The sequence below is a fragment of the Mycolicibacterium chengduense genome, assembly GCF_033741155.1.
GTDB lineage: Bacteria > Actinomycetota > Actinomycetes > Mycobacteriales > Mycobacteriaceae > Mycobacterium.
On sequence record NZ_JAWQNH010000002.1, the window covers coordinates 867,017 to 878,892 of the forward strand.

Genomic DNA, 11,876 nt, shown 5'->3' on the forward strand with positions numbered 1-11,876 from the left:
TCTGACGAAAGGTGGGTTGGTTGCCGTTATGAAGTTCATCAGGAAGATTCGTGGTCAGTGGCTCCGTCGGGCGGCGGTGGTCGCCGCGACCGTCGCCGCGCTGCCCGGGCTGATCGGCTTCGCGGGGGGTTCGGCGACCGCAGGGGCATTCTCCCGCCCGGGCCTGCCCGTGGAGTATCTCGACGTGCCCTCGGCATCGATGGGCCGCAACATCCGCATCCAGTTCCAGGGCGGTGGCCCGCACGCGCTGTACCTGCTCGACGGTCTGCGCGCCCAGGACGACTACAACGGCTGGGATATCAACACGCCCGCCTTCGAGTGGTACTACCAGTCCGGCCTGTCCACGATCATGCCGGTCGGTGGTCAGTCCAGCTTCTACACCGACTGGTACCAGCCGTCAAAGGGCAACGGGCAGAACTACACCTACAAGTGGGAGACGTTCCTGACCCAGGAGCTGCCCGCCTGGCTGGAAACCAACAAGGGCGTGTCGCGCACCGGCAACGCCGTGGTCGGTCTGTCGATGGCGGGCAGTGCCGCCCTGACCTACGCGATCTACCACCCGGATCAGTTCATCTACGCGGGCACGCTGTCGGGCTTCCTCAACCCGTCCGAGGGCTGGTGGCCGATGCTGATCGGGCTGGCCATGAACGACGCCGGTGGCTTCAACGCGGAGAGCATGTGGGGTCCGTCGTCGGACCCGGCGTGGCGGCGTAACGACCCGATGGTCAACATCAACCAGCTGGTGGCCAACAACACCCGCATCTGGATCTACTGCGGCACCGGCACCCCGTCGGAACTGGACACCTCCGGTGGTGGCGGCAACCTGATGGCCGCGCAGTTCCTCGAAGGATTCACGCTGCGCACCAACATCACCTTCCGTGATCGCTACATCGCGGCCGGTGGCAACAACGGCGTGTTCAACTTCCCGCCGAACGGCACGCACAGCTGGGGCTACTGGGGACAGCAGCTGCAGATGATGAAGCCGGACATCCAGCGGGTGCTGGGGGCGCAAGCCTCCGCCTGACGGATCTGCCCGAAACCACAGGGAGCCTGCCGCACCCCCCGAGCGGCAGGCTCCCTGCTTGTCACGGTTTGACGGCCGGCATGAGGGTGGAGATGGTCCACATCCGATTACGCCGCGCGGACAACGACGAGACCAGCAGGCCCACGGCCCCGATGATCACCAGGACCACGACGGCCTGCCACAGCCTACCGTCCACGCCACCCAAAACCAGCTGGCGTAATCCGTTGACCCCGAACGTCATCGGGTCAAAGCGGTGGATGAACTGGAACGGCTTGGACGTCGTCTCCACCGGATACAGCCCACCCGCGCTGACCAGCTGCACCATCAGCAGCGCCATCAGCAGGACCCGGCCCAGTGTCGGCCCCACCAGTGCGTTGACCGCTTGAGCGGCGGCCACGAAAGCGCAGGCGATCAGCACCATGAACGCGAGCATCGCGACCGGGTGCTCGGCGTGCAGCCCGAGGGCGAAGCGCACCACCGCGTACAGGATGACAGCCTGACACGCCCCGATCGCCGCGGCGGGCAGATAACTGGCCAACACCACCCGTAGCGGGTGCACCTCGGCCGCGACCGCGCGGGACTGCAACGGCCGCAACACCATCCACAGCATCAGCGCGCCGAAGAACAGGGCCAGCGTGAGGAAGAACGGGGCCATGCCGGTACCGAAGTTCGGCGCGCCGTTCTCATGCGAGGCCTGCAGGCTGACCGGGCCGCCGATGGTGTCGGCGATCGCGTCCTTCTGCTGATCGGTCCACTGGGGCACCTGTTGGGCACCGTCGGCCAACTTGCCTGCCAGTTCCGAGGCACCGTCTCGCAGTTGCCCGGTGCCCGACTTCAGCTGATGCGCGCCGTCATCCAACCGCACGAGGCCGCGGTTCAGTTCGGCGCTGCCGGTGGCCACGCGGTCGGCGCCGTCGCGCAACTGCGTCAGCTTGTCGGTGAGATCCTGACCACTGCGACCCAGGTCGTCCAGTGAGCGGCTCAACGCACTGTCCGGCGTACGCAGCACCGATGACATCGCGATCGCGGAATCCTCGGCGCTGGACAGCTGCTGGCGGATCTGCGGGCTGAACTGGTGTGCTTGCAGCTGATTCTGGATGTCGCGCAACGAGTTCGCCGCACCCGCGGCCAGCGGATCCGGACTGGCGGCGAGCTGGTCGATCACCGGTCCCAGCCCCTTGGCCGCCCGGTCCTGCGTGTCGGCGATGGTGTCGAGTTGGTCGGTCGCCTGCCGCAGTGCGGTGACCCCGGTGCGTAACTGCTCGTCACTGCCACCCAACTGGGACAGTGCCTTACTGACGGTGATCATCGGGTCGGTCGCCTTATTGATCGCCGCGGACAGCTGGCGGGCGCCGGTGGCCAGCTCGGCAGAGCCGGTCTTGGCAGAGTCCAGGCCGGTGGCGAGTTGACCGGCGCCGTCATCGGCCCGGACGGTTCCGTCGGCCAGCTGCTGCGCGCCCTGGGCCGCCTGCTTGATCCCCGAGCCGGACGACACCACCACCGAGAGCACCTGGTTCACCGACTGGCCGGCGATCCGTGCGGAGACGGCGTTGAGCACCTGCTCGATCGCGGTGTGCCCGATGCTGCCCGAGATGTAGTTGTTGGCATCGTTGTAGACGGCGATCAGATCGGCCTTTTTCGGGTTCCCGGTCACCGGCGAGGCGATCGCCGCGCTGAAGTCGGGCGGCAATTCCAGCATGAAGTAGTACTTGCCGTGTTCCACCCCGCTGCGTGCCTCCTCGGGATCGACGACGTGCCAATCCAATCCGCCGTCGGCGAGCAGGCTCTTGGCGACCTGAGCGCCCGCGTCGATGCGCTGCCCCGAAACCTCGGTTCCCCGATCGGAATTGACCAGCGCCACCGGCATCTTGTCGACGTGTCCGAATGGATCCCAATACGCCCACAGGTACAGCGCGCCGTACACCAGCGGCATGAGCATCAATACCGCGATGCCGATACGCCCCAGCCGGCTGCGGCCGAATCGTTTGGCTTCCGAACCGAAAGCGAACACGGCCGCCATCACAGGCCTCCCATCGAAGCGCGAACATCGTGCAGTTGGTGCCCGGCGGCGGTGCCGCCCATTGGATCCGCGGCGGTGCCGCCCATTGGATCCGCGGCGGTGCCGCCCAGCGGGTTGGCGGCGGTGCCGCCGATTGGATCCGCGGCGGTGCCGCCCAGCGGGTTGGTGACGCCGACGACGACAGTGCGTCGCGCGGCGAGCGCGGCGAGCCGATCCACGGCCATGGCGCGCTGATCCTGGTCGCGCACCTGTTCCAGATCACCGACCACCAGGACGTCGCGATCGCTCATCAGGGCCAGGGTGATGCGCAGCAGGAACAGCTCGAGATCGGTCAGGTCGCCGATATAGGCGTCCAGCGCTGGTGCGGTGAGGTCACCGAACACGTCGACCAGGAGGTCGTATCCGGCGCCCGCGCCGACCTTGCGGTACCACGGGGACAACCAGCGTCGCTGCTCGCCCAGCACCGTCGCGACCGTGACGGCGTCCTCGAGTTCGTCGATATCGGCGAAGGCGGCGATGGCGCAGTGCCGCCGGATCCGGGGTGGGGTCGTCGCGCCATACACCGACACCGTGCCGTCGGTCGGGGCCAGCCGTCCGGCCAGCGTCAGCAGCAACGCGCTCTGCGGGTGGCCGCCCGGCATCTGAATCGCGTGGAATCCCGCCTCCAGTGACAGGTCGACGCCGGCGAACAGTGGACCGTGTTCGCCGTCGACCCGGAGTCCGGCCGCGGTGATGACCGCTGGTGCGGTGTCGGTGATGACCGCCGTGGCGGTGGTGTCGGCAGTGGTGTCGTTCAACATCGTCTCTTTCGATACTCGTGAGTATCCATTGGATACTGGCGAGTATGCTCATGCGCATGAGGGCTGTCAAACAACGCGTTCGGCCCCGGCGTGAAGACGTGCGGGACCGCATCCTGGACGCCGCATTGGAGGTGTTCGCCGCCGCCGGATTCGCCGGGGCGACCATCGACGCGATCGGCCAGGCCGCCGGGTTCACCAAGGGTGCGGTGTACTCCAACTTCGGATCCAAGGACGAACTGTTCTTGGCCCTGCTCGATCGGCAGTTCGAACAACGCGGCGCGGTGATCGCCGGCGCCTTCGGCAGCGGCGGCGGTGACCTGACCGCGACCACCCAGGCGGTGAGTCGGTCGATGCTCGACTCGATCCACGCCCAGCGGGCGTATCACCTGGTGTACTTCGAGTACTGGCTACGCGCGGTGCGCGACCCACAGTTGCGTGACCAGCTGGTCGAGCGCAGCCGCGTGGCCGCCGAACACGCCGTGCAGGTCGTTGCGCAGGCCGGGCCGACTCTGACCGGACGTCAATTGGCCGGGCTGGCCAAGCTTTTCCTGGCGTTGACCACCGGCATCGCCATGGAGGAAATCCTGCAGCCGGGCAGTATCACGGTCGAGGGCCTGGAACGGCTGCTCACCGCACTACTGGTGGCCACACCGGCGGAGTAGCCCGTCAGCCCTGCACGGTGGGCCGGATGGTCAGGTCACCGATCTCGACGTCGCGGGGCTGTTCGATGGCGAAAGCCACCGCACGCGCCACCGCTTCCGGGGCGATCGCGATGGCGTCCATCGTGGAGCGGGTGTCGGCCGAACCGCCGAGCTCGGTGCGCACGTAACCCGGCGAAATACTGGTGGTGCGGATCACCCCGTCGGTGGACTCCTGCCGCAGCGCCTCCATCACGGTGCGGACCGCATTCTTGGTCGCCGCATACACCCCCATGTTCGGGACGATCTTCAAGCCCGCGGTCGACACCGTGGTGACGAAGTCTCCGTGCCCCTGGCGCAGGAACACCGGCATCGCGGCGGCGATCCCGTTCAGCACCCCACGCAGATTGACGTCGATCATGTCCGACCACTCGGCAAGGGCGCCGTCGGCCAGCGGCCCGAGCGTGGCGATACCGGCGTTGCTGACCAAAACGTCCAGCCGGCCGTAGGCGTCGACCGCCGCACTCACCAATCGCTGCGCGTCCTCGGGCCGGGTGATGTCCACGGTGGCACAGACGGCGTCCGCACCGTCCGCGCGCAGCGCATCTTCCAGTTCCGCCAGCCGATCGGCCCGCCGGGCACCCAACACCACCCGCGCGCCGCGGCGCGCCAGCAGGCCGGCCGTGGCCGCCCCGATCCCGCTGCTGGCACCGGTGATTGCGACGACCTTGCCGACGAGTGGGTCTACCCCGGAGTCATCCACGCAACGTACGACTCCCGATCGGCGACCGTTATTCCGGCCACCGTGATTCACAGCGGACTGCCAGGGCCAGCACTTACCGTCGGCGCGTGACCCCGGTTCTGCGCGGCATGCTGTTGGACATCGCCCCGCCGTTGGTCGGCTACTACGGGCTGCGCGCCCTTGGTGTCTCCGAGTACATCGCCTTGCTCACCGCGACAGTGCTGGCCGGTATCAAGGTGGGCTACGACGCGATCAAGGCGCGCCGCCTGGATCCCTTCGCCGGCTATCTGATGCTGAACTTCGGCCTGAGCCTGGCGGTCGGCCTGGCCACCCACGACGCCCGGATGCTGATGGTGGGCGACACCCTGGTCGGTGGGATCGGGGCGCTGATCTTCCTGGGCAGCTGCGTGATCGGGAAACCGCTGACGCAGGTGGTCGCCGAGCGTGTGCAACCTGCCGACGAGCGCTCGCGCGAGGAGCCGACCGGCACCGACGAGCGCTCGCGCGAGGAGCCGACCGGCAGCAACGGCTCCCCCGAACCCGGCGAGGCAGACTTCAAGCACCGCGTGCACGTTCTGCTGTCCGCGATATGGGGAGTCGGTCTTCTCGTCGGCATGTTCGTCAGTTTGGGCATCATCTTCTCCTTCTCGGTCGACGTCGGGAAGGGGGTGAACACCGCGGTGTCGCTCGCCGTGACCGCGGTACTGATCCTCGTGACGATCGTCGTCGCGAAGCGGGCGCGGGCACGGTGGGAACAAAGGAGCGCCAGCCAGAGTTGAGCCCATCAGGTTCAACTTTCTGGAGGATTGATGCCTGAAGTCATCGCAGTCCCGGTGTTGTTTGTCAGCGAGCCGATCGTGCTGCCCGGCATGGTCGTGCCCATCGAGCTCGACGAGGCCGCCCGCGCGGCCGTCGAAGCGGCTCAGGCCGCCGCCCACGACAGCGACGCAGGGAAACTGCTCATCGCTCCGCGCCTGGACGACCGCTACCCCACCTACGGGGTGATCGCGTCCATCGTGCAGGTCGGGCGAGTTCCCGGTGGCGGCGCCGCCGCCGTCGTGCGCGGCGAACACCGCGCGCACATCGGTTCCGGTACCACCGGACCGGGCGCGGCGCTGTGGGTCGAGGTCGAGCCGGTCGCCGAGGCCGAAGCGTCGGAGGAGGCCAAAGCGCTTGCCGCCGAATACAAGAAGCTGTTGTTGGCGATGCTGCAGCGCCGGGAGGCCTGGCAGATCGTCGACGTGGTCAACAAGATCACCGACCCGTCGCAACTGGCCGATACGGCCGGGTACGCGTCTTATCTGACCGACGTGCAGAAGCGCGAACTGTTGGAGACCGAAGACGTGGCGGCGCGGTTGCGGCTGTTGATCGCGCTGACGGGGGAACACCTGGCCGAGGTCGAGGTCAACGACAAGATCGCCGAGGACGTCCGGGCCGGAATGGACAAGCAGCAGAAGGAATTCCTGCTGCGCCAGCAGCTCAACGCCATCCGCAAGGAACTGGGGGAGTTGGATCCTGCCGGCGACGGCAACTCCGATGACTACCGGTCCCGCGTCGAGGCCGCCGAGCTGCCCGAGAAGGTCCGCGAGGCTGCGCTGCGCGAGGTCGGCAAGCTAGAACGCTCCAGTGACCAGAGTCCGGAGGGCGGCTGGATCCGCACCTGGCTGGATACGGTGCTGGACCTGCCGTGGAACGTCACCACCGAGGATTCGGCGGATCTGAAAGCGGCCCGCGAGATCCTGGACGCCGACCACCACGGGCTCGACGATGTGAAGGATCGCATCGTGGAATACCTGGCGGTGCGCGCCCGGCGTGCCCAGCGCGGTATGGCCGTCGTCGGCGGTCGCGGTTCCGGCGCCGTCATGGTGTTGGCCGGTCCGCCCGGTGTCGGTAAGACATCGCTGGGCGAATCCGTCGCACGGGCGTTGGGCCGCAAGTTCGTTCGCGTCGCCCTGGGCGGCGTGCGGGACGAGGCCGAGATCCGCGGGCACCGGCGCACCTACGTCGGCGCACTGCCCGGCCGGATCGTGCGCGCCATCGGCGAGGCGGGGTCGATGAATCCCGTCGTGCTGCTCGACGAGATCGACAAGGTGGGATCGGACTACCGCGGCGACCCGTCGTCGGCGCTGCTCGAGGTGCTGGACCCGGCGCAGAACCACACGTTCCGGGACCACTACCTGGAGCTGGATCTGGACCTGTCCGACGTGGTGTTCCTGGCGACCGCCAACGTCATCGAGAACATCCCGTCGGCGCTGCTGGACCGCATGGAGCTGATCCAGATCGACGGGTACACCGAGGACGACAAGGTGGCCATCGCCCGGGATTACCTGTTGCCCCGGCAGGCCGAGCGGGCGGCGCTGACGTCGGATGACGTCACGCTCAGCGACGCAGCGTTGCGCAAGATCGCCGCGGACTACACCCGCGAACCGGGCATGCGTCAGTTCGAGCGACTGCTGGCCAAGGCGCTGCGCAAGGTCACCACCAAGCTGGACTCGACCGATGCCCCGATCGTCATCGACGAGCCGGATCTCGTTGAGTACCTGGGCCGTCCACGGTTCACCCCGGAGTCCAGTGAGCGCACCGCGGTGCCGGGGGTGGCGACCGGGCTGGCCGTCACCGGGCTCGGTGGTGACGTGCTGTACATCGAGGCCGGGTCGGTCGAGGCAGAGCCGGGTCTGAAGCTGACCGGTCAGCTGGGCGACGTGATGAAGGAGTCGGCGCAGATCGCGCTGTCCTACGTCCGCGCCCACGCCGAGCAGCTCGGTGTGGATCCGAAAGCGCTGGACCGGCAGATCCACGTGCACGTGCCCGCGGGTGCGGTGCCCAAGGACGGCCCGTCCGCCGGTGTGACGATGGTGACCGCGCTGGTCTCCATGGCCACCGGACGGCAGGTCCGCGGCGACGTCGGCATGACGGGCGAGGTCACGCTGAACGGCCGGGTGCTGCCCATCGGCGGCGTCAAGCAGAAACTGCTTGCCGCCCAACGGGCCGGGCTGAAGACGGTCTTCATCCCGCAGCGCAACGAACCCGACCTGGACGATGTCCCCGCCGAGGTCCTGGAGGCGCTGGAGGTCAAGCCGATGGTCGACGTGGCCGAGATCGTCGCCCAGGCCCTGGAGCCCGTCGGTGTCGCGGCCACCCAGGCAGCCTGACGGCATAACCCCCGCGAACGTGCGCGTTTGTACGGTCTGACACGGTGTGTCGCGTGCAAACGCGCACGTTCGCGTGAGATCCCAGAGGTTAGGACCAGGCCTGGGCTGGGAACCACATACGGCATGACCGTGCGGATCGGCACCTCCGGTTGGTCCTATGACCATTGGACCTCGGTGCTGTATCCACCGGGCACGCCGGTCGCCAAGCGGCTGGCCTACTACGTCGAGGAATTCGACACCGTCGAGCTCAACGCCAGCTTCTACCGTTGGCCGCGCGACGCCGTGTTCGAGGGCTGGCAGCGCCGCCTGCCGCCCGGTTTCACCATGACCGTCAAAGCACACCGCGGCCTGACCCACTTCCGCAAACTGCGCAACCCGGAGCCCTGGGTGGAGCGCTTCGAGCGGTGCTGGCGCGCGCTCGGGGCGCGGCGCGAAGCACTGCTCATCCAGCTACATCCCGAGCTGGCCCGCGACGACGCGCTGCTCGAGCATTTTCTGACGGTGATGCCCGATTGGATCCCGTTGGCCGTCGAATTCCGCCACGACTCGTGGAACACCGACGAGGTCTTCAACCTGCTGGAGCGCCACGACGCCGCCTACGTGGTGACCAGCGGCGCCGGCCTTCCCTGCGTGCCCCGCGCGACGAGCCGCCTGGTGTATCTGCGCATGCACGGACCGGACACCGAAAAGCTCTATGCGGGTTCGTATTCCGATGAAGCACTGCAGCGGTGGGCGGACCGCATCGAGGACTGGCGTAACGACGGCCGCGAAGTCGTGGTGTATTTCAACAACGACGGCGACGGCAACGCGGTGTACAACGCCCGTACGCTCAAACGGCTGGTCGGCGGGTAGACCCGACCTTAAACTCGACCCCATGGTGGCCAACACCCTCAAACGCCGCATCGTGCACACCGCCCAGCGCTACCTGGTCAATCCCGTGGGCCGCAACCTCCCGGTCACCATGTTGGAGACCACCGGGCGCACCTCCGGACAGCCGCGGCACACTGCCGTCGGGGGCCGTCTTGTCGACAACGCGTTCTGGCTCGTCTCCGAGCATGGGGCGCAGTCGGACTATGTGAAGAACATCAAGGCCAACCCGGCGGTCCGGCTCCGGCTCAACGGGCGTTGGCGCACCGGCACGGCGCACCTGCTGCCCGACGACGACGCCGCGGCCCGGTTGGCTCAGCTGCCCGCGCTCAACAGCGCGGTGGTCCGCATGATGGGCAGCGACCTGCTCACCATCCGCATCGACCTGGACTGACATGGCCTACGACGAAGATCTGGCCAACCGGGTCCGTGAGATCCTGGCCGGCAGCGGCGATATCGACGAGAAGCGGATGTTCGGCGGCCTGGCGTTTCTGGTGCAGGGCAACATGGCGGTCGCCGTCAGCGGCCACGGCGGACTGATGGTGCGGGTGCCGCCCGAGGACACCGCGGCGTTGCTTACCCGTGAGCATGTCGAACCCATGGTGATGGCGGGCCGCGAAACCCGCGGGTGGCTGCGCGTCGGCGCCGACGGCGTCCGCACCCAGCGTCAACTCCGGCCGTGGGTGGTCCGCGGGCTGGAGTACGCGGCCGGGCTGCCCGCCAAGAAGCGCCGTTAGCCCGGCGGCGGGAACGGGTATGCCTGACTCATGCCCGGTGCACCTGACCTGGCAGCGCGCCTGCTCCGGCACGCCGGTAGCACCTTTGCCGATGAAGCCGGTATCACGCTGCATGACACACCCAAACCCCTGTTCCAGTTGCTGGTGCTCACCATGCTGGCCAGTAAGCCGATCGGTGCCGAGGTCGCGGTGTCCGCCGCCGCCGAGGTGTTCCGCAGCGGGTTGCGCACGCCGGATGCGGTGCTCCACGCCGACCGCAGCACCATGATCGACGCGTTCGGCCGGGCCGGCTACGCCCGGTACGACGAGAGTTCGGCCACCCGACTCACCGCGCTGGCCGCCCGGGTGCACGACCGCTACGGTGGCGACCTGCGGAAGCTGGCCGCGGAATCCGAGGGCGATACCGACACGGCCGCGCGGGCGTTGCAGCAATTCGACGGCGTCGGTCCCACCGGTGCCGACATCTACCTGCGCGAGGTGCAGGACGTATGGCCTTGGGTGCAGCCGTATTTCGACGACCGTGCGGTCGCCGGAGCCCGGCAGCTCGGCCTGCCCACCGAGCCGGCCCGATTGCTCGAGCTGTCCGAGGGGCGCCCGGCCCAGTTGGCCGCCGCCCTGGTCCGCGTCGCCCTCGATGACGAGCTGCGGGACCGGGTCACCGCGTAGCACCTGCTCACCCAGAAGGAGAACCCCCATGGCCACCATTCCCACGTTCGTCATCGTCGGCGCCGGACTGGCCGGCGCCAAGGCAGCAGAAGCCCTGCGCAACAACGACTTCGGCGGCCAGATCATCCTGTTCGGCACCGAAGCGCGGTTGCCCTACGAGCGACCACCGCTGTCCAAGGACTACCTGGCCGCCAAGAAGGAACTCGACGAATTCACCGTGCAGCCCGAAAGCTGGTACCGCGACAACGGTATCGACCTGCGGTTGGACACCACCGTCGCGACCATCGACCGCTCGGCCCACGCCATCGGCCATTCTGATGGCAAGCACGAGCACTACGACAAACTGCTGCTGGCTACCGGATCAGCGGCGCGCCGACCGCCCATCGCGGGTGCCGATGCCGACGGTGTGCACGTGCTACGGACCATCGACGATGCGGCGGCGCTACGATCCCGACTCACCGACGGCACCCGGCTGGCCGTCATCGGCGCCGGCTGGATCGGTTTGGAGGTTGCCGCGAGCGCCCGCCAGGCCGGTGTCGAGGTCACCGTGGTGGAGTCCGCGGATCTGCCGCTGGCCGCCTTGGGGCGCGATATCGCGCAGGTGTTCGCCGACCTCCATCGCGAGCACGGCGTCGATCTGCGGCTGGGCGCGCAGGTCGCCCAGATCAGCACCGAAGCCGGACGTGCGACCGGAGTGCAGCTGGCCGACGGATCAAGCGTGGACGCCGATCTCGTGCTCGTCGCGGTGGGTGCCCGGCCGCGCATCGAACTGGCCGAGGCGGCGGAGCTGACGCTGGCCGACGGCGGCGTGGCCGTCGACGCCGCGTTGCGCACCAGCGATCCCGACATCTTCGCCGTCGGGGATATCGCCGCCGCTGAGCACCCACTGTTGCGCACCAGGATCCGGACCGAGCACTGGGCCAACGCACTCAAACAACCCGCCGTCGCGGTGGCCGGCATGCTCGGCTCACCCGGCAGCTACGACGAGTTGCCCTACTTCTTCACCGACCAGTACGACCTCGGCATGGAGTACGTCGGCCACGCACCACCGGACGCCAAGGTGGTGTTCCGCGGCGACGTCGCAGGCCGCGAATTCACCGCGTTCTGGGTGGACGACGACGATCGGGTGCTGGCCGGCATGAACGTCAACATCTGGGAGGGCCTGGACGACATCAAGGCGATGGTGCGCGGCCGGCAACCGCTCGGGCACGGCGGCTGAGCATTACCGGG

11 protein-coding genes and 1 pseudogene are annotated in these 11,876 nt (G+C 68.1%); 9 read left to right on the forward strand and 3 right to left on the reverse strand.

The features are described 5' to 3' along the window. Window positions 1–28: 28 nt before the first annotated feature. Complete coding sequence (locus SBI67_RS09660) at window positions 29–1,024, forward strand: esterase family protein (RefSeq protein WP_266047758.1); 996 nt, start codon at window positions 29–31, stop codon at window positions 1,022–1,024. 61 nt (window positions 1,025–1,085) lie between these two features. Here SBI67_RS09660 and SBI67_RS09665 read toward each other — a convergent pair whose 3' ends face one another. Continuing rightward, window positions 1,086–3,044 (reverse strand): YhgE/Pip family protein, encoded by a 1,959-nt coding sequence (locus SBI67_RS09665; protein ID WP_318980316.1) that lies wholly within the window; start codon window positions 3,042–3,044, stop codon window positions 1,086–1,088. 143 nt (window positions 3,045–3,187) lie between these two features. Beyond that, window positions 3,188–3,844 (reverse strand): annotated as a pseudogene (locus tag SBI67_RS09670) (hypothetical protein); the annotation flags it as partial. Between the two features lie 44 nt (window positions 3,845–3,888). Between SBI67_RS09670 and SBI67_RS09675 the strand changes: the two are divergent. Next, complete coding sequence (locus SBI67_RS09675) at window positions 3,889–4,506, forward strand: TetR/AcrR family transcriptional regulator (protein WP_318980317.1); 618 nt, start codon at window positions 3,889–3,891, stop codon at window positions 4,504–4,506. Between the two features lie 4 nt (window positions 4,507–4,510). Here the strand turns inward: SBI67_RS09675 and SBI67_RS09680 are convergent, their stop codons facing one another. Further along, a complete protein-coding gene (locus SBI67_RS09680) occupies window positions 4,511–5,245 on the reverse strand; it encodes an SDR family oxidoreductase (protein ID WP_318980318.1) in 735 nt (244 codons plus the stop codon). A gap of 86 nt (window positions 5,246–5,331) precedes the next feature. Here SBI67_RS09680 and SBI67_RS09685 point away from each other — a divergent pair, with 86 nt between their 5' ends. From SBI67_RS09685 to SBI67_RS09715, 7 genes are all read left to right on the forward strand, one after another. After that, entirely contained in the window at window positions 5,332–6,003 is a 672-nt protein-coding gene (locus SBI67_RS09685; RefSeq protein ID WP_318980319.1) for a VC0807 family protein, read from the forward strand. 30 nt (window positions 6,004–6,033) lie between these two features. Continuing rightward, entirely contained in the window at window positions 6,034–8,376 is a 2,343-nt protein-coding gene (gene lon / locus SBI67_RS09690) for an endopeptidase La (RefSeq protein ID WP_318980320.1), read from the forward strand. 123 nt (window positions 8,377–8,499) lie between these two features. Further along, window positions 8,500–9,228 carry a DUF72 domain-containing protein gene (locus SBI67_RS09695; RefSeq protein ID WP_318980321.1) on the forward strand — a complete coding sequence of 243 codons (729 nt, stop codon included), beginning with the start codon at window positions 8,500–8,502 and terminating at the stop codon, window positions 9,226–9,228. Window positions 9,229–9,250: 22 nt separating this feature from the next. Beyond that, window positions 9,251–9,637: a nitroreductase/quinone reductase family protein gene (locus SBI67_RS09700; protein ID WP_318980322.1), complete on the forward strand. Its 387-nt coding sequence runs from the start codon at window positions 9,251–9,253 to the stop codon at window positions 9,635–9,637. A gap of 1 nt (window position 9,638) precedes the next feature. After that, complete coding sequence (locus SBI67_RS09705; protein ID WP_318980323.1) at window positions 9,639–9,980, forward strand: TfoX/Sxy family protein; 342 nt, start codon at window positions 9,639–9,641, stop codon at window positions 9,978–9,980. Window positions 9,981–10,010: 30 nt separating this feature from the next. Further along, window positions 10,011–10,646, forward strand: a complete 636-nt coding sequence (locus SBI67_RS09710) for an endonuclease (RefSeq protein WP_318980324.1) — start codon at window positions 10,011–10,013, stop codon at window positions 10,644–10,646. Between the two features lie 28 nt (window positions 10,647–10,674). Next, window positions 10,675–11,865 (forward strand): NAD(P)/FAD-dependent oxidoreductase, encoded by a 1,191-nt coding sequence (locus tag SBI67_RS09715; protein ID WP_318980325.1) that lies wholly within the window; start codon window positions 10,675–10,677, stop codon window positions 11,863–11,865. The last annotated feature ends 11 nt before the right edge of the window (window positions 11,866–11,876 follow it).

What these genes read in the sequence shown, in the direction of transcription:
- SBI67_RS09660 (WP_266047758.1), top strand. Translation starts at nt 29, where the DNA reads ATGAAGTTCATCAGGAAGATTCGTGGTCAGTGGCTCCGTCGGGCGGCG.
- SBI67_RS09665 (WP_318980316.1), bottom strand. Translation starts at nt 3,044, where the DNA reads ATGGCGGCCGTGTTCGCTTTCGGTTCGGAAGCCAAACGATTCGGCCGC.
- SBI67_RS09675 (WP_318980317.1), top strand. Translation starts at nt 3,889, where the DNA reads ATGCTCATGCGCATGAGGGCTGTCAAACAACGCGTTCGGCCCCGGCGT.
- lon (WP_318980320.1), top strand. Translation starts at nt 6,034, where the DNA reads ATGCCTGAAGTCATCGCAGTCCCGGTGTTGTTTGTCAGCGAGCCGATC.
- SBI67_RS09695 (WP_318980321.1), top strand. Translation starts at nt 8,500, where the DNA reads ATGACCGTGCGGATCGGCACCTCCGGTTGGTCCTATGACCATTGGACC.
- SBI67_RS09700 (WP_318980322.1), top strand. Translation starts at nt 9,251, where the DNA reads ATGGTGGCCAACACCCTCAAACGCCGCATCGTGCACACCGCCCAGCGC.
- SBI67_RS09705 (WP_318980323.1), top strand. Translation starts at nt 9,639, where the DNA reads ATGGCCTACGACGAAGATCTGGCCAACCGGGTCCGTGAGATCCTGGCC.
- SBI67_RS09710 (WP_318980324.1), top strand. Translation starts at nt 10,011, where the DNA reads ATGCCCGGTGCACCTGACCTGGCAGCGCGCCTGCTCCGGCACGCCGGT.
- SBI67_RS09715 (WP_318980325.1), top strand. Translation starts at nt 10,675, where the DNA reads ATGGCCACCATTCCCACGTTCGTCATCGTCGGCGCCGGACTGGCCGGC.